Source organism: Bradyrhizobium murdochi (assembly GCF_000472965.1).
Taxonomy (GTDB): Bacteria; Pseudomonadota; Alphaproteobacteria; order Rhizobiales; family Xanthobacteraceae; genus Bradyrhizobium; species Bradyrhizobium murdochi.
Genome location: NZ_AXAU01000002.1, coordinates 617,746 through 640,200 on the forward strand (window position 1 = coordinate 617,746; position 22,455 = coordinate 640,200).

General features: G+C 64.1%; 20 protein-coding genes. 18 read left to right on the forward strand and 2 right to left on the reverse strand.

The window, feature by feature from the left end; genetic code table 11:
• The first annotated feature begins 1 nt into the window (after position 1).
• The 12 genes from YUO_RS0110315 (at position 2) to YUO_RS0110370 (ending at position 11,499) form a co-directional block, all read left to right on the forward strand.
• Positions 2-445: an SRPBCC family protein gene (locus tag YUO_RS0110315; protein WP_028347177.1), complete on the forward strand. Its 444-nt coding sequence runs from the start codon at positions 2-4 to the stop codon at positions 443-445.
• A 16-nt stretch (positions 446-461) separates the two neighbouring features.
• A complete protein-coding gene (locus tag YUO_RS0110320) occupies positions 462-1,280 on the forward strand; it encodes an FAD binding domain-containing protein (RefSeq protein WP_028347178.1) in 819 nt (272 codons plus the stop codon).
• Between the two features lie 6 nt (positions 1,281-1,286).
• Positions 1,287-1,766 carry a (2Fe-2S)-binding protein gene (locus YUO_RS0110325; RefSeq protein ID WP_028347179.1) on the forward strand — a complete coding sequence of 160 codons (480 nt, stop codon included), beginning with the start codon at positions 1,287-1,289 and terminating at the stop codon, positions 1,764-1,766.
• Positions 1,767-1,777: 11 nt separating this feature from the next.
• On the forward strand, positions 1,778-3,355 hold the full coding sequence (locus tag YUO_RS0110330; RefSeq protein ID WP_028347180.1) for a xanthine dehydrogenase family protein molybdopterin-binding subunit: 1,578 nt from the start codon (positions 1,778-1,780) through the stop codon (positions 3,353-3,355).
• Between the two features lie 2 nt (positions 3,356-3,357).
• Positions 3,358-4,380: a xanthine dehydrogenase family protein molybdopterin-binding subunit gene (locus YUO_RS0110335; protein WP_028347181.1), complete on the forward strand. Its 1,023-nt coding sequence runs from the start codon at positions 3,358-3,360 to the stop codon at positions 4,378-4,380.
• A 9-nt stretch (positions 4,381-4,389) separates the two neighbouring features.
• A complete protein-coding gene (locus tag YUO_RS0110340; RefSeq protein ID WP_028347182.1) occupies positions 4,390-5,271 on the forward strand; it encodes an AAA family ATPase in 882 nt (293 codons plus the stop codon).
• On the forward strand, positions 5,268-6,386 hold the full coding sequence (locus YUO_RS0110345) for a vWA domain-containing protein (protein ID WP_028347183.1): 1,119 nt from the start codon (positions 5,268-5,270) through the stop codon (positions 6,384-6,386). Before YUO_RS0110340 ends, YUO_RS0110345 begins: the two co-directional genes overlap by 4 nt.
• Positions 6,383-7,273, forward strand: a complete 891-nt coding sequence (locus tag YUO_RS0110350) for an amidohydrolase family protein (protein ID WP_028347184.1) — start codon at positions 6,383-6,385, stop codon at positions 7,271-7,273. The genes YUO_RS0110345 and YUO_RS0110350 overlap by 4 nt, the downstream gene beginning before the upstream one ends.
• 53 nt (positions 7,274-7,326) lie before the next feature.
• Complete coding sequence (locus tag YUO_RS0110355; protein WP_028347185.1) at positions 7,327-8,175, forward strand: MBL fold metallo-hydrolase; 849 nt, start codon at positions 7,327-7,329, stop codon at positions 8,173-8,175.
• A gap of 19 nt (positions 8,176-8,194) precedes the next feature.
• Positions 8,195-9,772 carry an isochorismatase family protein gene (locus YUO_RS0110360; protein WP_028347186.1) on the forward strand — a complete coding sequence of 526 codons (1,578 nt, stop codon included), beginning with the start codon at positions 8,195-8,197 and terminating at the stop codon, positions 9,770-9,772.
• A 13-nt stretch (positions 9,773-9,785) separates the two neighbouring features.
• A complete protein-coding gene (locus tag YUO_RS0110365; protein ID WP_028347187.1) occupies positions 9,786-10,412 on the forward strand; it encodes an FMN-dependent NADH-azoreductase in 627 nt (208 codons plus the stop codon).
• A gap of 73 nt (positions 10,413-10,485) precedes the next feature.
• The gene (locus YUO_RS0110370) at positions 10,486-11,499 is read left to right on the forward strand and encodes a zinc-dependent alcohol dehydrogenase family protein (protein WP_028347188.1); all 1,014 of its coding nucleotides are present in this window, start codon (positions 10,486-10,488) and stop codon (positions 11,497-11,499) included.
• Between the two features lie 182 nt (positions 11,500-11,681).
• On the opposite strand, the gene YUO_RS0110375 is transcribed toward YUO_RS0110370, so the two are convergent.
• On the reverse strand, positions 11,682-12,704 hold the full coding sequence (locus YUO_RS0110375; RefSeq protein ID WP_235782674.1) for a DUF2066 domain-containing protein: 1,023 nt from the start codon (positions 12,702-12,704) through the stop codon (positions 11,682-11,684).
• A 393-nt stretch (positions 12,705-13,097) separates the two neighbouring features.
• Here YUO_RS0110375 and YUO_RS40415 point away from each other — a divergent pair, with 393 nt between their 5' ends.
• From YUO_RS40415 to YUO_RS0110395, 4 genes are read left to right on the forward strand one after another with little or no spacing between them, the layout of a single operon-like run.
• On the forward strand, positions 13,098-14,171 hold the full coding sequence (locus YUO_RS40415; protein ID WP_051379356.1) for an efflux RND transporter periplasmic adaptor subunit: 1,074 nt from the start codon (positions 13,098-13,100) through the stop codon (positions 14,169-14,171).
• 47 nt (positions 14,172-14,218) lie between these two features.
• A complete protein-coding gene (locus YUO_RS0110385; protein ID WP_028347190.1) occupies positions 14,219-14,899 on the forward strand; it encodes an ABC transporter ATP-binding protein in 681 nt (226 codons plus the stop codon).
• Positions 14,896-16,056 (forward strand): ABC transporter permease, encoded by a 1,161-nt coding sequence (locus YUO_RS0110390; RefSeq protein WP_028347191.1) that lies wholly within the window; start codon positions 14,896-14,898, stop codon positions 16,054-16,056. Before YUO_RS0110385 ends, YUO_RS0110390 begins: the two co-directional genes overlap by 4 nt.
• 2 nt (positions 16,057-16,058) lie before the next feature.
• A complete protein-coding gene (locus YUO_RS0110395; protein ID WP_028347192.1) occupies positions 16,059-17,249 on the forward strand; it encodes an ABC transporter permease in 1,191 nt (396 codons plus the stop codon).
• Between the two features lie 8 nt (positions 17,250-17,257).
• Here YUO_RS0110395 and YUO_RS0110400 read toward each other — a convergent pair whose 3' ends face one another.
• Positions 17,258-18,235 carry a Bug family tripartite tricarboxylate transporter substrate binding protein gene (locus tag YUO_RS0110400; protein ID WP_028347193.1) on the reverse strand — a complete coding sequence of 326 codons (978 nt, stop codon included), beginning with the start codon at positions 18,233-18,235 and terminating at the stop codon, positions 17,258-17,260.
• A 209-nt stretch (positions 18,236-18,444) separates the two neighbouring features.
• Between YUO_RS0110400 and YUO_RS40420 the strand changes: the two genes are divergently transcribed.
• On the forward strand, positions 18,445-19,389 hold the full coding sequence (locus tag YUO_RS40420) for a LysR family transcriptional regulator (protein ID WP_051379375.1): 945 nt from the start codon (positions 18,445-18,447) through the stop codon (positions 19,387-19,389).
• Between the two features lie 354 nt (positions 19,390-19,743).
• A complete protein-coding gene (locus tag YUO_RS0110410) occupies positions 19,744-22,422 on the forward strand; it encodes a flavin-containing monooxygenase (protein ID WP_028347194.1) in 2,679 nt (892 codons plus the stop codon).
• Positions 22,423-22,455: the final 33 nt, after the last annotated feature.

Here is a 22,455-nt window from a genome sequence, read left to right on the forward strand (position 1 = left end):
CGTGCCGCATATCGTCAAAAGCACGATCCTCGACGCGCCGACAACCGCGGTCTGGAATGTGCTGCGCGATTTCAACGGCCACGACCGCTGGCATCCTGAGGTCGCCACCAGCACGATCGAGCGCGCACAGGCCGCTGACAAGATCGGCTGCGTGCGCCGCTTCAAGCTGCAGGACGGCTCGGAGCTGCGCGAACAGTTGCTCGCTTTGTCCGACCTCGAACAGACCTTCAGCTATTGCCTGCTCGATACGCCGATCCCGATGTTCAACTATGTCGCCCATGTCCGCCTGCTGCCCGTCACCGACGGCGACCGCACCTTCTGGCATTGGGAATCCAGGTTCACCACGCGGCCTGCCGATGCCGAGCGGCTGACGCAAATGGTCGCGGAACAGATCTATCAAGCCGGCTTCGACGCCATTCGAAGGCACCTGAAGGAGGCCGCATGAAAGCAGAGGCGAAGTCATGCCCGTCACGGTGAAGACATTTGCGAATTTTGGCGAGGCGGCGTCGGCGTTATCGTCGGACCGTAGCGCGCGCTATCTCGGCGGCGGCACGCTCGTCATGCGCGCCCTCAACGAGGGCGATGTCTCGATCTCCACCGTCGTGCGCGCGAACGACCTGGCGCTAACTCGCATCGACGTCGCAAGCTCGCGCGTCACGATCGGCGCCGGCGTCACCTTTGGGAGAATTCTGGCCGAGCGCGACCTCGCCTTTCTGCACGCGCCGGCGCGCTCGATCGGCGGGCCGGCCGTGCGCAACATGGGTACGGTGGGCGGCAATCTGTTCGCGCCCAGCCCCTACGGAGACTTCACCGTCGCCCTGCTGGCGCTCGACGCGACAGTCTCCGTCCAGGGCGGTCTTGGCGCCCGCGACATGCCAATCGAGGAGTTCCTGCAATCTCGCGAACGGCAGAGCGGCGCGCTGGTGCTGGCGGTCGCGTGTCAGCGGCCTGCAAGTGCCGACGCCTTCCGCTATCGCAAGATCGCCCGCATCAAGCCGAAGGGCGGTTCGGTGATCACGCTGGCGGCGCACCTGCCTTCGAGCGGTGGCCGCATTTCTGGTGCGCGCATCGCGCTCGGCTCGATGGCCGCGACGCAAATTCGTGCAAGGGCCGCCGAGCGGGCGCTGGAGGGACGCGCGCTTGACGATGCGGCGATCAACGCTGCTGCGGCGGTAGCCGCCGAAGGCGTGTCACCCACAGATAATGCCCTTGGCAGCGCCTGGTATCGCCGCGAGATCGTCGGCGTTCATCTTCGCCGCCTGCTGTCCGGCCTGGAGTAAGCCTTCATGACTAAGACCCCACTCCAGTTTCGCCACAACGGCCGCGATGTCGCGGTGTTCGTCGATGGCGGCGTCAATCTCTTGGTCGCGCTTCGCGAACTGATCGGCGACATGACGCCAAAATTCGGCTGCGGCCAGGGCGGCTGCGGCGCCTGCAGCGTGCTGATTGACGGCGAGTTGCATCTCTCCTGCCTGACGCTGGCGGAAGCCGTGAACGGCCGCGCCGTCGAAACGCTCGACGGGCTAAAGGACGGGCCCAACCTTCATCCGCTGCAGCGCGCCTTCATGGAGCAGTTCGCAGCCCAGTGCGGCTACTGCACGCCGGGCATGCTGATGGCCGCCAAGTCGCTGCTCGATCGCAATCCGTCGCCGAGCCGCGCTGAGGTCATCGAGGCGATCTCCGGCAATATCTGCCGCTGCACCGGCTACGAGCCGATCATTAACGCCGTGCTCGCCGCCGCATCGAGCGGGCGGGCCCGCGCCTAAAGGAAACCACCATGCTGGAACTGCGCAAGGACATCTTCGCCGACGAGCGCGACGATAATTTGAAAGAGATCGGGAAAGGCACCCAGCGCCAGGACATGCTCGGCCATGTCACGGGCACTTCGACCTATTTCGACGACCATAAGCTGCAGGGCATGCTGCATCTGAAAGTGCTGCGCAGCCCGCACGCCCATGCCCGCTTACGCCGTATCGATACGATGGAAGCGGAACGTTCGCCCGGCGTTCGCCGCATCATCCGCGGGGCCGACGTGCCGCGCAATCTCAATACGCTGCTCAGCCTGATCAATTTCGGCAAGGACGACGAGCCGTCGCTCGCGGTCGACAAGGTGCGCTACAAGGGCGAGCCGATCGTCGCCATTGTCGCCGACAGCCCGCGCGAAGCCTACGAGGCAATGGCGAAAGTGCGCGTCGACTACGAGCCGCTGCCGGCGGTGTTCGACGTCGAGGAGGCGCTGAAGCCGGGTGCGCTCGTCGTCAACGAGACCTATCCCAAGAACACCTTCATCTATCACGACGTCTACGATCACCAAAAGCTGCGCTTCGGCGACGTCGAGCGCGGCTTTGCCGAGGCCGATCATGTGCTCGAACAGCGCTACCAGATGTCGCCGATCGAGCATGCGCCGACCGAGACCAACGGCTCGATCGCAGCTCCCGACACCAACGGCCGCTATGTCGTCTACACCTCAACGCAGGCGCTGTTCTTCTCGCTCGACACCTGCGCCAAAATCCTCGACGTACCCTCCAACACGTTCCACTTCATCGGCGGCACCGTCGGCGGCGGATTCGGCGGCAAGGTGGATACGCTGACCGAGCCGCTCGCCATTCTCGGCGCGATGCTGACAGGGCGGCCGGTACGCTATCAGCTCGGCCGCGAAGAGGAGATGCAATTCGGCTCGCCGCGCGGCGCCGAACGCATCTACATCAAGGACGGCGTGATGCGCGACGGCCGCATCGTCGCGCGCAAGATCCGCGCCTATTTCGACAGCGGCGCCTATACAAGGCTTTCGAGCTACGCCGTCGTCAAATGCGTGGCCCACCTGCCCGGCCCTTACACGATCCCGAACGTCCACGGTGACGTGTATTGCGTATTCACCAACCGGACGCCTGCTACCGCCATGCGCGGTTTCGGCGTCACGGCAATGGACTTTGCGCTCGAATGCCAGATGGACAAGCTCGCACATCTTGTCGGCATCGACCCGATGGAGTTCCGCATCCTCAACGCCTATCGCGACGGCGACATGAAGGCGCACCGGCGCGAGGCCAAGAACACCGCACTGATCGAATGCGCCCAGGTCGCCGCCGAGAAAGCAAAATGGCCGCTGCGCGAAGAGGTCAAGCGGATGTCCTCGCGCAAGGATGGCGGCGGCAGCCGGGCGGCAATATCGCCGACGCCGATCGAGCCTGCCCCACAACGTGCTGCGGTCTCACAGCAGCGGACCACATACGATCGCGCGCCTCCTGCACCGATCCACGAACCGCCGCCTCCCGCACCGCCCCCTCCTCCAAGGCCGCAGTCGCCGTCACACGGCGCGACCCGCTTCTCCTCCGTCTTCGGCACCAGGAGGCGCTGACCATGGCAAAACATCGCGGACGCGGCATCGCTTCGATCAACTATCCGATCGGCATGAACCTTGGCGGAGACCCCAGCCAGGCGCTGGTGCATTCCAACCCCAGCGGCAAGTTCACGGTGTCGCTGTCATCAATCGACCTCGGCCAGGGCATGAAATCGGTGACGCGGCAGATCTGCGCGGAGACGCTCGGCGTGCCGGTCGAGGACGTCTATGTCGATACCGCGGACTCCGACACCGGACCGCACTGCATGGGCTCGTTCGCCTCGCGCGGCACGCATCGGGTCGGCAATGCGGTGATGGCGGCGGCGAAAGAGGCGCGCGGCGTCATGATGGAAGCCGCTGCGGAGGAATTGGAGGTCAATGCCGCCGATCTCGAGACCGACGGGCGCGGCAACATCCACGTCAAGGGTGCGCCGCACCGCTCGATCTCCACCAAGGATGTCGCGATTGCCGCGCAGTTCAAGCAAGGCAAGACGATCTCAGGCCGCGGCATCTTTCTGGTGCCGCTGTCGGAGGTGAACCCTGAGACCGGCGAGATGTCGCCTGCGACTTGCTATGCGCACGCCTGCCTGGTCGCGGAGGTTGAGGTTGACGACGAGACCGGCGAGGTCGCGATGGTGCGCATGGACAGTGCATACGAGCTCGGCCGCGCGCTCAATCCACGGCTGGTGGAGCAGCAGCTCGTCGGCGGCGCGTGGATGGGGATCAGCCACGCGCTGTTTGAAACACCCGAACCCTATTATCCCGACCCGACGCATGGTCCGCGCGATTTCGTTGAATATCTGATGCCCGGCCCCGGCGACACCTGTCCGCACGATATCGCGGTGCTGGAACGCCCTGCGGCCGACGGGCCGTTCGGCGCCAAGGGTCCCGGCGAGATGTGCGCCAACCCGGTGCTGCCCGCGGTCGCCAACGCCATCTTCAACGCGGTCGGCGTGCGGATGGATGAACTGCCGATCACACCGGAGAAAGTCTTGCGGGCGATCAAGGCGCAGGGCGGTGCGCGGCCGCAAGCGAGGCGCTGAGGTCTTTCCATGACGGTCCGCTCAAACATCGTCGGCATCGACAGCCCGGAGGCGCTCGAAAGGGCGCTGCGGACGGCGTACTACCTCGCCGACGAGGGCCTGGCGACGGCGGCCTATCTTGCGCTCGCGCTCGGCAAGCCGTTGCTGCTCGAAGGCGCGCCGGGTGTCGGCAAGACCGAAGCTGCAAAAGCCATCGCCGCCGTGCTCGGCCGCCGCCTGATCCGCCTGCAATGCTATGAGGGCATCGACGCGTCAGCCTCGCTCTACGAGTGGAACTACCCGCGCCAGATGCTCGCGATCCGCCAGGCCGGCGAAGAGAGCATCGACATCTATGGCGAGACGTTCCTGATCGAGCGGCCGATGCTGGCCGCCTTGCGCGCGCCCGACTCTACCGTCCTGCTGATCGACGAAATCGACCGCGCCGACCAGGAGTTCGAGGCGTTTCTGCTGGAATTCCTCTCCGACTTCCAGATTTCGATTCCCGAGCGCGGCACTGTCCGTGCCGCGGAGCGCCCTGTCGTCGTGCTGACCTCAAACCGCACCCGCGATCTGCATGAAGCGTTGCGCCGGCGCTGCGTCTATCACTGGATCGATTATCCCACCGCCGAGCGCGAGGCGCGTATCGTCATGATGCGGGCGTCGAGCGTTGCCGAAGCGACCGCGCGTGCCGTGGTTGCCGCCGTCGGCAAACTCCGGCGCGAGCCGCTCAGTAAGGCTCCGGGCATCGCCGAGGCGGTGGATTGGGCTGAAGCGGCCACGTTGTTGCACGCGCGCGGCGCCCGCTGGCCAGACGCGTTCAAGCGCTCGATCGGGGTTGCGCTGAAGGACGAGGAGGATCTCACCTTCATCTCCGGCCGGCTCGACGCCCTCATTGCGGAGGCTGCCGCGTGAGCGACGAACTTCGACTGCCACGTGCTGCCGGCGTCTTCGTGTCCTTTGTCGCTCTATTGCGCGCCAACGGTTTTGCCGTGGCGCCGGAACAGACGACTACATTCCTGGCTGCCATCGAGTTGCTGGGTCCGCGCAGCCTCGAAGCCATTCGGCAGGCCGGATTGGCAACGCTCGCGCCGCCGCCCGAGCGGCGCGCGACCTACGATCGGCTGTTCGATATCCATTTCCTCGGCAGCGAAGCGGTCGACCATGCCGGCGCCGAAGATGAGGAAGTGGTTCGCCTGCAGGAGGAAGGTCGCGGCGAGGATGAAACACTGCTCGCCGATGAAGCCAACGAGTCGGGGCTTGCCGCGGCCCGCGCGGAGGCGCTGGTCGAACGCCGCTTCGCGCCGAGCGCGACCGGCGATGTCTTGCGAAGACTGTCACGCGAAGCCCCTGCCCGATTACCGCGACGCCGCGGCCACCGGCGCAGGCGCGCCCGCCGCGGGCCGTGGGCGGATCTTCGCCGTACCTTGCGCGACAGCGTGCGCAACGATGGCGAGGTGCTGCGGCTCGGACGGCTGAAGCGGCGCACCCGTCCGCGCAAGGTGCTGCTCTTGATCGACGTCTCGGGTTCGATGAAAGGGCGCACGGACGACAATATGAAGCTCGCCCATGCCGTGGTGCATGCGGCTCCCAACGTCGAGGTATTCACTTTCGGCACAAGGCTTACCCGCGTGACGCGCGCGCTCCGTCTCAAGCGCCGCGAGCAGGCGCTGTTCGCCGCAGCGCATCTGGTCAGCGATTGGGACGGCGGCACCCGCATCGGCGATGCGCTGCAGGCGTTCCTGGCGGTACCGCGGTTCGGCAGCTATGCGCGTGGCTCCGCCGTCGTCATCCTCTCCGACGGCCTCGAACGTGGCGATCCCTCGGCGCTACGCGACGCGGTGGCAAAGCTATCGCGGCGCGCCTGGCGCCTGAGCTGGCTGACGCCGCTGGCGTCAGGCCCCGGCTTTCAGCCGCAGACCGAAGCGCTGATCGCGATCCGCCGTTTCGTGGATGATCTGGCCGATGGCGGATCCACGGCTGCGATCGTTTCGCATGTACTCTCGCTTGGACAAAGGAAGGCAGCGTGACCGAAATCGTCGATGCCCATCACCACATCTGGCGTCAGGCCGACCTGCCCTGGCTCATCGGCCCGATGCAGCCGCGGATCTTCGGCCCCTACGAGCCGATCAGGCGCGACTATCCGATCCAGGAATATCTCGCTGACCTCGCAGGTTCCGGCGTAACGCGTTCCGTCTATGTGCAGACCAATTGGGCCAACGATCGCTTCGAGGACGAAACCGCCTGGGTGCAGCAGACGGCGAAGGACCATGGCTGGCCACACGCCATCGTCTCCTATGCCGATTTCAACGTCGATGACGTCCGTCCGCAACTTGATCGTCTCGCGCGCTATCCCCTTGTGCGGGGCGTGCGCATGCAACTGCACTGGCACGACAACCCCCTCTATCGTTTTGCGGCGCGGCCCGACCTCTGCGCCGATCCCAAGATCCGGCGCAACATCGCGCGGCTCGCCGACTACGCCTTCAGCTTCGATCTGCAGGTGTTTGCGCCGCAGATGGCCGGTGCCGCGGAGCTCGCCGAAGCGTGCCCTGATGTGACCTTCATCCTGCAGCACGCCGGCATGCTGGAAGACCTCTCGCCGCAAGGCCGATCCGCCTGGCGCACTGGGATGACCCGCCTCGCAGCCTGTCCGAACATCGTCTCAAAGCTTTCCGGGCTCGGCACCTTCATCCATCGCAACGACCCGTCGCATATCGCCGAAGTCCTCACAGAGACGGTCGCAATCTTCGGTGCCGACCGCTGCCTGTTCGGCTCCAATTTTCCGATTGAGAAACTTTGGACGACTTATCGCGAACTGATCGACGCCTATCTCGCCGCAACGGCCTCGCTTCGCGCCGATCAACGCGATGCCATTCTGAGAACGACGGCCGCGCGCGTCTATCGGCTGGGAGCGTGAGCGATGACGGTGCACGCGCAGACCGCCAATTAAAAGAATGTAGGAGGGAACATATGCCGCTTGAAATCAAAATCCTCGACTATGGGGATATCGAACTGGAATCGAGCTTTCTCGTGCTCGGCCGCGACTGCGGCCGTACCCGCCGTGTCCTGACGCTCGGCTTCCTGATCGTCGGCGGGCCCTATCCGGTGGTGATCGACACCGGCTACCGCTCCAACCAGATCATGGAAACGCTGGGCATGCGCGGTCTGCAATACCACGAGAACATGATCGAGAATCAGCTCGCGCGCCACGGCGTGCGCATGGGAGACGTCCGCTTCGTCTGCCACACCCATCTGCACATCGATCATGCCGGCAAGGACGATCTGTTTCCGATGAACACCACCGTCGTGCTCAACCGCAAGGAGCTGGAATATTCCGTCTCGGGATTGATGCATCCGCAATATCCGGCGCCCGACATCAAGCACCTGATCGACCGCCTGCACACCAAGAGCGCGCTGCGTTTCCTCGATCTCGAGGTGACCGGGCCGATCGAACTGATGCCAGGCGTCTATTGCGATGCGGCCAACGCCCACACCGAAGGCTCGATGAACATCCACGTTCACACCGCCGACGGCATCGCCACCATCTGCGGCGATGTGATCTACGACTTCAACGACCAAATCGTGAACCCCTTCAACGAAATTCACGATTGGGAACCGCGCACGACGGGCAATCACGGCACCAGCAAGCGGGCCGAGAAGGCCGCCATCAAAAAGCTCCTGAGCAATTCGCGCTACCTGCTCCCGGTCCACGACCGGCCGGCCAAGATCGAAGGCGGCATGGTGGTTGGCCGGCTGCATGACCAGGTGCCTGGGCCGGTGGTGCAGAGCCTGCCGCAGCGCAATTGGTTCCCGGCCTGAGCGCTGAAAGGACGGACCGATGACGCACGTCACGCTGCGCCCGGAATTCGAAACGTTGATCGACCCCTATGCGCCGGTCGGCCAGGTCGGCACCGGTTTCGAATTCACGGAAGGGCCGATCTGGCATCCGGTTCATCAGTATCTGCTGTTTTCGGACATGCCGGCCGACGTGCGCCGGCGATGGGATACCAAGCGCGGCGTCGTCGAGGTCAAGCGTCCCTCGAACAAATGCAACGGCATGACCTATGACGCCGGGCTCAATTTGATCGTTTGCGAGCACGCCACCTCGTCATTGATCCGCGAACGCCCGGACGGAAGATGCGAGGTGATTGCCTCGCATTTCGAGAATCAGGAACTCAACAGTCCGAACGACGTCTGCGTGCATTCGAGCGGCGCGATCTATTTTTCAGATCCCTGGTACGGCCGCATGCCGGTCTATGGCGTCGAGCGGCCGCGCCAGCTCGGCTTCCAGGGCGTTTTTCGCGTGCCGCCCGGTGGGGGGCCACCGAAACTCGTAGTCGATCGGCACATGTTCGATCAGCCGAACGGCCTTTGTTTCTCGCCCGACGAGCGCCTGCTTTACGTCAACGACACCACGCAGGCGCTGATCCGCGTCTTCGACGTCGAGGCCGATGGCTCGCTCGCCAACGCGCGCGTCTTCGCCAGCGGCATTCGTTCCGAGCTCGAGCCCGGCCTGCCCGACGGCATGAAATGCGACCAGCGCGGCAATGTCTGGGTCACGGCGCCCGGCGGTGTCTGGGTCTATTCGCCATCAGGCGAGTTGCTCGGCAAGGTGCGCGTTCCCGAACTCGTCGCCAACCTCACCTGGGGCGGACCTGATTTTCGCACGCTCTATCTCACAGCCACGCATTCGGTCTATGCGATTCCGGTCAAGGCCGGACCGCGCCACGAGCCCTATATGAGCAGCCGGGCTTCAACGGGTCCCGACACTGCTTCCGCCGCGCCTGCGTCACCTCAATTGGCCGGCGGCGACATGCAGCTCGATCCGCGCCGCTGCGCCATGATCATTCAGGACTTGCAGAACGATGTGATCATGGAGGGCGGCGCGTTCGCCGCATCCGGCTCCCCCGTCCATGCGCGCCAGCAGCGGGTGGTCGACAATGTCCGCCGCCTTGCCGAGGCCGCGCGGGCCCGCGGCGTCGTCATCATCCATGTCTGGTTCATCGTCGAACCTGGCGCGCCCGGCGTCACGCTCAATGCTCCCTTGTTCGAAGGGCTGGTCGATAGCGGCGCGATGGTGCGCGGAAGCTGGGGTGCCGCCCCGGTGCCGGGGCTTGAGCCGCGCGCCGGCGATTTCGTGGTCGAGAAGATGCGCATGAGCGCCTGGGAGGGCACGCGGCTGGAGACCATCCTGAAGGCAACCGGCCGCGACATGATCATCAACACCGGCGCATGGACCAACATGTCGATCGAACACACCGCCCGTACTGGCGCCGACAAGGGCTACTTCATGATCGTGCCGGAAGACTGCTGCTCGACCATGAACGCTGACTGGCACAACGCCTCCATCAATTTTGCCATGCAGAACGTCGCCGTCGTCACCAACGCCGATGCGGTTATCAGGGGATTAGGATGACCAGAGCGCGGCCATGCCAAAACTCTTTCACCTGAGCTGCTCGCCGCGCGCGGACTCGGAATCTTCGGCCGGCGCGCGCATCTTTATCGACCGCTTCAGCCAGGCGAGGCCGGACTGGGACATCGACGTGATGAACCTGTGGCGGGATCACCTGCCGGAATTCGAAGGCTATGTACTGGAGGCCAAATATGCCCGCATCAATGGGCGGGCCTTCACCGATTCACAGCGCGACGCCTTTGCGGTCGCCGAGCGCATCGCAATCCGCTTTGCACTCGCCGACCGCGTGCTGATTTCGACGCCAATGTGGAATTTTGGCATTCCCTATAAGCTGAAACAATGGATCGACGTGATCACGCAGCCCGGGTTGGCGTTCCGCTTCGACCCGGCGCAAGGCTATTTGCCTATGTTCAAGGACCGGCCGACAATCGTCATTCTCGCAAGCGGCAGCGACTTCGTTACCGGCATGAACCGCGGCCGCATCGACATGGCGACGCCTTACCTGCGCGAGGCGCTGCGGTTCATCGGCGTCAGCGATGTGCGTTTCGTGCCGATCGGACCGACGACCGGGCCGCTCGAACCGATCCGGGCGGCTCGCGAAGGCGCGCATCGGCGGCTGGCCGAGATGGCTGCGCGATTCTAGCTCGCAAGGTTGGCGGAACCGGAATATTTGCGGCAGTATAGCGCTCACCAGACAGCGTCGAAGGAGACTTCCGTTGAAATGTTACGAGCTGCAGGGACCGAGCGGAATCGATGGGCTTGCCCTCGTGGACAAGCCCGTGCCGGAGCCCGGCGACGGCCAGGTGCTGGTTCGGCTCAGGGCGGCAACGCTGAATTATCGCGATCTCATCGCCATCAAGGGCGGCTACGGCTCGCGTCAGAAATTTCCGCTCGTGCCAGTTTCGGATGGCGCGGGCGTGGTCGAGCGGGTCGGCCCAGGCGTGCGGGAATTCGCAGCCGGCGACCGCGTCATCGGCAGCTTCTTCGAAAGCTGGATCGGCGGCGAACCGAGCGAAGCAAAAATGCGCTCAGCCCTCGGCGGCGCGGTCGACGGTGTCCTTAGCGAGTATCGGATTTTTCCGAAGCACGCGCTGGTCCGAACGCCGGAGCATCTCAGCGACATCGAAGCCGCCGCGCTTCCCTGCGCCGGGCTCACGGCCTGGAGCGCGATCGTCAAGCTCGGCGGCGTGAAGCCCGGTCAGATCGTTCTGACGCAGGGGACCGGGGGCGTGTCCCTGTTCGCAGTTCAGTTCGCCAAAATGTGCGGCGCGCGCGTCATCGCGACCTCATCCAGCGACGCGAAGATCGAACGCCTCATGCAGCTCGGTGTCGACTTTACCTTGAACTACAGGACGACACCCGACTGGGGGAAGAGAGCCCGCGAATGGAGCGGTCACGGCGTCGATCTGGTCGTGGAGGTTGGCGGGGTCGGCACGCTGAATGAATCGATCCGGGCGACCAGGATCGGCGGCACGATCGCGTTTATCGGCGTACTTGCCGGGCCGCCGCCGTCCGACCTGCGGCTTCCCTTGATGGTCATGCAGCAGCAGCGGCTGCAGGGCGTCACCGTCGGATCGGTCGAGGATCTCCAGGCGATGGTTGATGCGATCACCACCAATGGCATGAAGCCAGTGATCGACAGAGTGTTCCGTTTCGATCAGGTCAGAGACGCTTTTGCGCACATGGAAAGCGGCGCGCATTTCGGCAAAGTGGCGATCGAGATCGGGTGAGCGCGATCCCGCTGGTTCTACTGCGTCACGACAGCTCAAACACCTCATCCTGAGGAGCCCGCGAGAAGCGGGCGTCTCGAAGGATGTAGGCCACAGACCGGGCCTCATGGTTCGAGACGCGCTTCGCGCTCCTCACCATGAGGGGCATGGGCCGCAGTAGAACTAACCCGCGGCCCGTTCCGTCAGCGTCGCACGCGGCCGCCTGGATCGCCGTTGTCTGACAAAATCTGGGCCGCGCCGCCGACGCCACGCCGGAAAGCCTCATCGAAAGTCACGCCGCGGATTTGCCAACGGCGCGTCCGGCCTTGCCAGTCCATTCGCCAACGCGTGACCCACCCAAGCTCGCGATCACTCCAGACCAGATGTCCGACCAACGCGAGTTCCCCACCCTGCTCGGTCGCGAGCGGTGCCAGAGTCGACGATGGCACAGTCTCGAGCTTCGCGCCTTCGAGGCCTGATTTCGCCAGCGCAGCCATGCTGGGCAGCACGATGTTCATCCCGCGCCTGTCGGCGGCTGCGAGCAACGCGTCGCGCTGCAAATCGGACTGAGCTCCATCCGCCGTGACGATAAAGGCCCTCGGGCCGTTCTCCATCCCGACAAAGACGGCAAGGCGCGGGCGATGTGAAACCCACGGCTTCAGACCAAGCGCCTTGAGAATGTCGTCGATTTTCTTTTCCTCGAAGTCGACCGTCAGGTCGTAGGGCCGATCACGGGTGCCCTGCTCGTCACGAATGGGCTTACCCAAAAACTGGTCGCGATAACTGAATGCCCTGACGAAGCTTCTCGCGTTCGATTTGTACGCCGCCAAGCGACGGTCGCCTGCAAGTTTCTGTGCGCCGGATACCTTGATCAGGACGTCCTCCAGACCGGAGGCAAAGCCGATGATGCGGTTGGCCTCGCCCTGCCCCGTGACGACGGTCTGCGCCCGATACAGATCAGCTCCCGCCGCCGCCATCGCGCTCGCGCACCAAACCAGGGCTACTGCAAGGAGTATCCTGACGATGGTGCTGATAGCACCAAGCCACATGAAAACAGGCTGGCGTCTCGTCATAGGCAGATCAACCACGATGAGGCTTCCGCGATTCCTCAAGCTCTTGTCTTGGAACATTTGTAAATGCCAGCACCAGAAATATGGTCTTAAGAAAGCCCTCCCCGCTGGTGGGCTCTCAACCCTAGCATTATGTATCTTTGCACCGAAAATCATACGCGCGGGTCCAGTGACAGGGTTCCGACTGCAAGATTTTGCCGGGTTTTGAGGTCATTTCAGGATCATAGGCGTCTACGCAGGGATCCGCGATGCTGACGGCCTGGCAATTGGCGGCGCGACGAATACAACTCTTGCTGGTTCCAAGAATTGCTTCTATCGCCATTAGGCTTTAGATTTCCGCAACTCGCTCGTCGAAAAACGGGCGCCGCCTGGCGCGCGCGAGAGCTGAACGTGATCTACAACCGAGCTGGGGTCGCCGCCTCACGAAAAAGCTGAGGGCTCGACCGCTGCTATGGCGAGACGTGCAGATCGGCTGTAAGAGAGACCGCCCGCGCGAGGACGACGTCGCCCGCGCGGAAGCTGCAGCGAGCAGCCGGATGGAAATGAACGATGCGCGAAGACAAGAGCAAATTGCTGAGATCGCTGACCATCGATCGCAGCGCCAGCAAGGTGGAACGACCGAAGAGCCGCTGGCTGCCGATCTCGGCGGCCGTTGCCGCCTGCGTCGTCGTCGCGTTTGCCGCCTTTGCCGCCTTCGAATTGCGCAGGCAGGACCAGCCCAAAGAGACGACATCGCAAGCCGCACCGCAGCCGGCCTCACAGCCGCAAGCGCAGCAGCAGCCTCAGCAGCCCGCAACGAATGGCAAGGCGGCCGGCAGCCTGGCGGCCTCCGGCTATGTGGTGGCGCGCCGCAAGGCAACCGTTGCGGCCGAGATCACGGGCAAGGTGGTCGAGGTCTTCACCGACGAAGGCAGGACGGTGACCGAAGGGCAAGTCGTCGCGCGGCTCGACAGCGTGTTGGCTGAAAGAGACTATGAACTGGCGCGCTCGCGTGTTGAGACCGCCGACGCCGCCGTGGCCGCGATCAGCGCCGATCTTGAGGATGCGACCCGGATCATGTCGCGGGTACAGACCTTGTCGCAGAAGAACTTTGCCACCGAGGCCGATCTGACCAAAGCGCAAGCCCGCGTCGGTGTGCTCAGCGCGCAATTGCGCCAGGCGCAGTCGCAACTCGAGACCGCCAAGATCGACGCCAAGCGCAGCGGCTCGATGCTCGACAAGCACCAAATCCGCGCACCGTTTGCTGGCGTCGTCATCGACCGCAGCGCCCAACCCGGCGAGATGATTTCACCGATGTCGGTCGGCGGCTACACCCGCACCGGCATCTGCACCATCGTCGACATGGATTCGATCGAAATCGAGGTCGACGTCAACGAGGCCTTCATCGGCCGCGTCACCCCCGGCGGTCCCGTGAATGCGGTGCTGGATGCCTATCCGGACTGGACGATTCCCGCCTCCGTCATCGCGATCGTGCCGACTGCAAACCGCGAGAAGGCCACGGTGAAGGTCCGCATTCGCTTCGAAAAGAAGGACCCGCGCATCCTGCCCGACATGGCGGTGAAGGTGAACTTTATGCGCGAAGCCAAGGCGAACGGCTCCGCCGACGCCAGCGCCGCGAACTAGCTCCCGACCGATTCAAAGAGGAGACAAACGTGACAGCCGAACACCCGATGGTCCGCCTTACCGGCGTAAGCAAGCGCTTCACCAAGGGCAAGGAGACCATCTCGATTTTCGACCATCTCGACCTTGCGATTCCCCGCGGCGATTTCGTCGCCATGATGGGACCATCGGGTTCGGGCAAGACGACGCTACTTAACCTGCTGGGCGGCATCGATCGCGTCGACGCGGGCGAGATTGCGGTGGCGGACCATCGCATCGACGGTCTCTCCGAGGGCGAACTGGCGGCCTGGCGGGCCGCCAATATCGGCTTCATTTTCCAGTTCTATAATCTGATGCCGATGCTGACCGCCGCGCAGAATGTCGAACTGCCGCTGTTGCTCACCAAATTGCGCAGCAAAGAGCGCGCCGAGCGTGTTCACACCGCGCTTTCCGTGGTCGGGCTTGCCGATCGCGTCAAGCACCGTCCGCGCGAAATGTCGGGCGGCCAGCAGCAGCGCGTGGCGATTGCGCGCGCCATCGTCTCGGACCCGAACCTGTTGCTGTGCGACGAACCGACCGGCGATCTCGACCGTCAATCCGCCGATGAGATCTTATCGATCCTGCAACTGCTCAACGGCGAGCTCGGCAAGACCATCGTGATGGTTACCCACGATCCCGCGGCGGCAAACTATGCCAAGCGCGTCTTGCATCTCGACAAGGGCCGCTTCGTCGAACGGGAGCTTGCCGCGTGAACGACTTCGATCTGGTCCGGAAAAACCTGTTCCGCCGCAAATTGCGCGCGAGCCTGATGATCGTGTCGATCTTGATCGCCTTCATGATCTTCGGCGTGCTCGCCGGATTCTACCGTGCCTTCACCGCCGGCGAGGATGCCGCCGCCGCTGATCGGATGATCACGGTCAACAAGATCAACTTCACCCAGCCGATGCCGATCGCCTATTTCAACCGCGTAAAGGCGGTGGAAGGGGTGCGGCAGGTGACCTTTGCCAACTGGTTCGGCGGTTACTATCAGGACCCCAAGAACTTCATCATGGCGCTCGCGATCGAGCCAAACACCTATTTCGACGTCTATCGCAGCGAAATCGACGTTCCTCCCGAGCAGCTTCAGGCCTTCATACGCGACCGCGGCAGCGCGGTGGTCGGTGAAACGCTGGCGCAGAAGTGGGGCTGGAAGATCGGCGATCGGATTCCTCTCAATAGCAACATCTTCAGCCAGAAGAGCGGTGGTCATACCTGGGATCTCACCATTGTCGGTATCGCCAAGGGCAAGGCCCAGCACGTCGATACCAACTTCCTCCTGTTCCAGTATCCCTATTTCGACGAGACCCGCAGCTTCGGAAAGGACACCATCGGCTGGATGATCCTGCAGACCACCTCGCCCGAAAACAACGACCGCGTGGCCAAGACCATCGACGCGATGTTCGCCAACTCCACCGCCGAGACCTCGACCGACACCGAAAAAGCATTCGGCAAGGCGTTCGCGGCGCAGTTCGGCAATATCGCCCTGATCGTGCTATTGGTGGTCGGCGCGGCCTTCGTCACTATCCTGATGATCGTCGGCAATACCATGGCGCTCTCGATCCGGGAGCGCACCCGCGAGATCGGCGTGCTGAAGACGCTCGGCTTCTCAGGTCCGCGGATCCTGACGATGGTGCTCGGCGAATCCGTGCTGCTGGCGCTGCTCGGCGGAATTCCCGGACTGGCGATCGCGGCGCTGATCGCCATGGCGCTGCGCACCAGCCTCGCCAACATCGCGCCCGCATTTGCAGTATCGCCGACGATAGCGCTGCAGGGATTGGCGCTTATGATCGCGCTTGGATTGATCACGGGTATCATCCCGGCGCTCAACGCCATGCGGCTCAAAATTGCAACCGCGCTCGGACGGGGATAGGCATGCGTTCGCTTTGGCTTCAAGTGGCGGCGGTCACCGCCATCAATCTCAAGAGCATCTCGCAGCGCCGCTGGCTCTCGCTCTCGACCGTGATCGCAATCGCACTGGTAGTGATCGTGTTGCTCGCATTCCTGGCGATGGCCAACGGCTTCCAGCGCACCATTGCGGGATCCGGCGCCGACGACATTGCCATCGTGCTGCGGGCCGGCTCGCAGGCCGAGATCAACAGCACCGTGAGCCGCGACCAGGTGCGGGTGATCGAGGATGGACCCGGGATTGCGCGCGGCAGCGACGGCAAGCCGCTGATCTCGCCGGAACTCTATCTTGTGGTCGACGGTATCAAACGGACCACCAAGACCAAGGCCAATCTGCCGCTGCGCGGGATCGGCGAACAGGGCTCCGAGTTGCGCAAGGACGTTCGCATCACCGCAGGCCGCATGTTCAATCGCGGCAGCAACGAAGTGGTGGTCGGCAAGGCATTGCTGCGGGAATTCGAAGGGCTGGACCTCGGCTCTACCGTATCGTTCGGCGCGACGCGCTGGACCGTCGTTGGCGTGTTCGAGGCCGGCGGCAGCGTGTTCGAATCCGAGATCTGGGCTGATCTCAACGTGGTCCAGAGCCTGTTCAATCGCAACAACATCGTCCAGACCGTGCGCGCGCGGCTCACCGGACCGGCCGCACTGAATGAGCTGAAAAGCTACAGCGACAACGATCCGCGGCTGAAGCTCGACGTCAAATCCGAAGCGAGTTACTTTGCCGAACAGGCCTCGCAAACCTCCGACCTGATTCAGAAACTCGGCTGGCCGCTGGCGATCGCGATGGCGCTCGGAGCTGTCGCCGGAGCGCTCAACACCATGTATTCGTCGGTCGCCGCGCGCGCGACGGAAATCGCAACGCTACGCGCCATCGGCTTCGGCGGCTTCCCGGCGTTTGTCGGAACACTGGCCGAATCGCTGTTGCTCGCCGTCATCGGCGGATTGTTAGGAGCCGCCGCCACCTTTCTGATTTTCGATGGCGTCACGGCTTCGACGCTTGGCGGCAACTTCACCCAGGTGGTGTTCGACTTCAAGCTGAGTCCGTGGCTGATTGCCGAGGGCGTGATGCTCGCGCTGATCGTGGGCCTGATCGGCGGGCTGTTCCCGGCGCTACGCGCCGCGCGATTGCCGATCGTCGAAGGCCTGTACGCGAACTGAGCGCCCTCCTATTCGCCCTTGAGGCCTGCCACGCGGATCACCTCGCTCCATTTCCGTGTCTCGTCGTCGATGAACTTGCCGAATTCGGCGGCCGAGCCGGCGCGTGTTTCCAGCCCCTGGGCGAGCAGCTTCTGTTTCACCTCGGGGTCAGCGAGCGCGCGATTGATCTCTTGCTGCATCCGCTCGACGATCGGCTGCGGCGTCCCTGCCGGCGCCATGAAGCCGAACCATCCCGACGCCACGACGTTAGGAAAGCCCTGCTCGTGCAAGGTCGGAGCCTGCGGGTAGATCGCGCTGCGCTCGGCGGAGGCGACGCCGAGCACGCGGAAATCGCCGTTCCGGATGTGCGGTAACGCCGTGCTGATCGCGGTCAAGGTGGCATCGACGCGGCCGGCGAGCAGTTCCGTATAGGCCATCGCATCGCCGCGGTACTGCACGTTGAGGCCCTTGTCGCCAGCGTCTCTCAGCAGCAACTCGGCCGCCAGATGCGGTTGAGAGCCCGCGCCCGGTGAGGCGAAGGTCAGGCCGTCCGGCTGCGATTTGCCGTGGGCGATCATCTCCTGCAAATTCTTGAAGCTCGCCTTGGCGTTGACGATCAGGAACAGCGGCGCCATGACAGTCATCGCCACCGGCTGCAGATCCTTGCGCTCGTACTTCAGTTTACCGAACAGCGCTTCGGCGGTGGCATAGGGCGCGGCTGCATAGAGGAAGGTGTATCCGTCTGCCGCGGCGCGCGCGACCAGCTCGTTGGCAATGCGCGTGCCCGCCCCCGGCTTGTTCTCGACGATGAACTGCTGGTTAAGGCTGCGCCCGAACTGCTCGGCCAGAATGCGTAGCGAGATGTCGTTGGCCCCGCCGGCGCCGTACGGCGACACCAGCCGCACCAGCCGTGACGGCCAATCGCCTTGGGCAAATGCCTCGAAGACGGGGCTTGCCGAGAGGCAGACAGCGATGCTCCCCAGCAGCGTTCGACGCGTGACGTTCATCAGTGCCTCTCTTGGGGGCGGCCCGGTGCAGCCCCGTCGCATTTCATCCCATTTATTCGAGCCGCCTTGACGCAATCGCATCGTTGCGATCGCCGGGGCCTTTGTCCTGCAACGATAGATACGCGCCTTCTATCGAACAATGTGTATTTTTTGACTAATTGATAAGCTCGTCCTATGAATACAGAACGGCGATGCTTGGGGGACGCGACATGGCGATGGACGTGACAGTGCGGCAATTGCGCGCGTACGTGGCCGTGCTGGAGACCGCGAGCTTCTCGGAAGCCGCCAAGGCCATGCACTTGTCGCAGGCGGCGCTGTCGGGCCTGATCAAGGAGCTCGAGAGCCGCGTCGGCGTCCGCCTCCTCGACCGCACCACCCGCAAGGTTTCTGCGTCCAGCGTCGGCGAGACCTTCGCCCCGATGGCGCGGCGCGTGCTGTCGAATCTCGACGAGGCGCTGGAGAGCCTGACCAACCTGAAGGAACTCCGCCGCGGGTTGGTGCGCGTAGCCGGGCCCGAGACCTTATCGTGCACGCTGCTGCCGGAGCTGATCGCCGAATACACCAATAGCCATCCCGGCGTGGACGTGCGCTTTGACGACGTGCCGATTCAGGAGGTGCTGGCGGGCCTGCAGAACGGCTCTACCGACATCGGCTTCGGGCCGGCCGGCGTCGTTCCCGATCGATCGGTCGAGGTGCACATGATTTGCGCCGACCCGCTCTGGGTGGCGCTGCGCAGCGATGATCCGCTGGCAAAGGGCGAGTCGGTCAGTTGGAAGGATCTCCGCGAGCGACCCCTGCTCAACTACATGCCCAACATCGCCGTCAATGTGTTGAGCAACGTGCCGCCTAGGCATCACCCGAAGGAGTTGGTGCCCGTGCACCGGGTGAACACCGCGCTATCGATGCTGCGGGTGAGACAAGGCGCCGTGATCTGCCCCTCGATGGCGGAGCCGCTGGTGCACGGCTTCGGACTGGCATTCCTGCCGCTCACGCAACCCACGGTCAAATGGAAGATCGCGATGTTCGTACGGAACAGCGCATCGCTCTCACCCGCCGTGGAAAGTTTTCGCGACTTCACGCTGGATTTCAGTCCGAATTGGGCGACCGGCGGAATGGAGCGCCGCCGCACGAATGAGCGACGCAAGCGCGTTTAGCGTAGCGAACAAGCGCGCAGCACACTCGTCGTCGTCCCTGCGAACGCAGGGACCCATAACCACCGGCGGACGTTTTGCGAAAGACGTCTGCCACGCTGCCTTATCGAGAGATCACGCGGTATGGGTCCCTGCGTTCGCAGGGACGACATCGGGGATGCAGTCCGGTAGGAGATGTAGACCGAGAAGCGTTGCGGTTAAGTCGCTGCTGCTCGCGGAGAAATTCGCGAAATCGCAGACTCAGAGGCGGTGCAGCGCGCGTCTGCAGCAAACACTCAGCGATTGCATATGTCCTGATGACAAACTGAACACGCGGCAGTAGCCTTCTCCCAACTATAAACATACGGGAGGAGTGGCATGCCAGACGCAGCGGTCGCAGCACGTTCTTCTGAAACGACAAACAGCGATACGACCCAACAGGTCGATGTCGCCGTGGTCGGCGCCGGCTTTGCCGGCCTCTATCTCCTGCATCGCTTGCGCAAGGCCGGCTTCTCGGCGATCGTGATCGAGGAGGCCGGCGATGTCGGCGGCACCTGGTACTGGAACCGTTATCCCGGCGCGCGCTGCGACATCCAGACCATCGACTACAGCTACACCTTCGATCCCGAGCTGGAGAGCGCGTGGCAATGGTCGGAGAAATACGCAACGCAACCCGAGATCCTGCGCTATCTCGGTTTCGTCGCCGATCGATACGATCTGCGGCGCGACATCCGGTTCGGCACCAAGGTCACGGCGGCAAATTGGGATGAGGCGGCCGAACGCTGGCGGCTCACGACCAGCAATGGCACTGAAATTTCCTGTCGCCATTACATCATGGCGACCGGCTGCCTCTCAGCGCCCAAGCCGCCGGAGATCGACGGCGTCAAGGATTTTAAGGGCGAGGTCTATTTCACCGGCCGCTGGCCGCACGAAGAGGTCAAGCTCGCGGGCAAGCGCATCGCCGTCATCGGCACGGGATCATCGGGCATCCAGTCGATCCCGCTGTTCGCCGAGCAGGCCGCGCATCTCACCGTTTTCCAGCGCACGCCGAATTTCGCCCTTCCCGCCCACAACGGTTCGGCACCGGCAGACCGCCTCGCACTGCTGGAGGGCGACCGCGCCGGCTATCGCGAGCAGGCGCGGTGGTCGCTCGCGGGCGTCCCCTATCCGCAGCAGATGGCGGTGAGCTGGCAGTTGAGCGATGCCGAGCGCCGCGAGCGCTTCGAGAAGGCCTGGGCCGCCGGCGATCTCGTCTACATCCTGACCCAGCTCTGGGCCGACCAGGGCGTCGACGTCGACGGCAACGCGCTGCTCGCCGACCTGATCCGCGAGAAGATCCGCGAGATCGTCAAGGACCCGGAGACGGCGGATACATTGACCCCGCGCGACCATCCGTTCGGCGCCAAGCGCCCCTGCCTCGATACTAATTACTACACTACGTTCAACCGCCCCAACGTCACGCTGGTCAATCTGCGAAAGGAGCCGATCACAGAGATCACGGCCTCCGGCATCACGACCGACAAGCGCACGTTCGACGTCGATGTGATCGTGTTTGCCACTGGTTTTGACGCCATGACCGGCGCCATCAAGGCGGTTCATCCGATCACAGGCCGCGATGGCAAATCGCTGTCCGACGTCTGGGCCAACGGTCCGCAGACCTATCTCGGGCTCACGGTCTCAGGCTTCCCCAATCTGTTCCTGATCACGGGCCCGGGCAGCCCATCGGTGCTGTCGAACATGGCAGTCTCGATCGAGCAGCATGTCGATTGGGTGGTCGACCGGCTGGCGGCGATGCGCGAGGCCGGCTTCACGACCATCGACGCGACCGAGACAGCGCAGGCCGGCTGGGCGCAGCACATGGCCGACTGTTCGACGCTGACGCTGCATCGGCTCGCCAACACCTGGTACACGGGCGCCAACGTTCCCGGCAAGGCGCAGGGCGTGATGCCCTATACCGGCGGCGTTGGCCCCTATCGCAGCATCTGCAACGAGGTGGTCGCCCGCGGCATGCTCGGCTTCCGGCTGACCGGCCCGAACGTTTCGCAGCAATGCAACGACGGCCAAGTCGTGCGCCTGCAGCCGGACGTGCGGCTGGTGCTGGGCATGCTGGCGGAGATGAACCTGCCGGCGATCGAGTCGCTCGGCGCCCAGGGCGCGCGCGACTTCCTTACCGAATTCAACAAGGGACGTCCTGCCGGGCGGCCGGTCGGCGAGGTCGGCGACGGCGTGCTGCACGGCGCCGATGGCCTGCTGCAGTATCGCCTCTATCGGCCGGCAACGCCGGGGCCGCATCCGATCGTGGTCTATTTCCACGGCGGCGGCTGGGTCTTGGGCGATGAGCAATCCGACGATCCGTTCTGCCGCGACATCTGTCGCCGCAGCGGGATGATCGTCGTCAGCGTCGGCTATCGCCATGCGCCCGAGCATCGCTTCCCCGCCGCGGCCGAGGATGGCTATGCGGCAACGCGCTGGATCGTCGAGCATGCCACCGAACTCGGCGGCAGAGCGGGACCGGTGCTGGTCGCGGGCTGGAGCGCCGGCGCCAATATAGCCGCCGTCACCTGCCAGCTCGCACGCGACCGCGGCGGGCCAGAGATCGCAGGCCAGCTCCTGGTGTGTCCGGCCACCGATTGCAGGTTCGACCGTCCATCCTACACCGACAATGCGATCGGCTATTTCCTGACGCGCGCGCTGATGTTCTGGTTCTGGGATATCTATTGTTCGCCCGCTGACCGCACCGACCCGCGCGCCTCGCCGCTGCGCGGCAATCTGGCGAACCTGCCTCCGGCGTTCGTGGCGACCTGCGAGTTCGATCCGCTGCGTGACGAAGGGATCGAATATGCCGAGGCGATGGCGGCCGCAGGCGTGCCGGTCGAGCAACTGCAGGCGCGCGGCCACATCCACTCGTCCCTGATGATGGTGGATGTGGTGATCACCGGCGTCAGCGCGCGCGCCAGGATGGCGGAAGCGTTACGCGGTTTTGCGGGATTGCCGCGAAAGTTGGAAGAGAGCGGCGAGGACGCTGCACCGGTCGAGGTCAACGCGGCTGCGGGATAGGCACGAGGCAACGGCCGCTCGGCTTCATCCGAG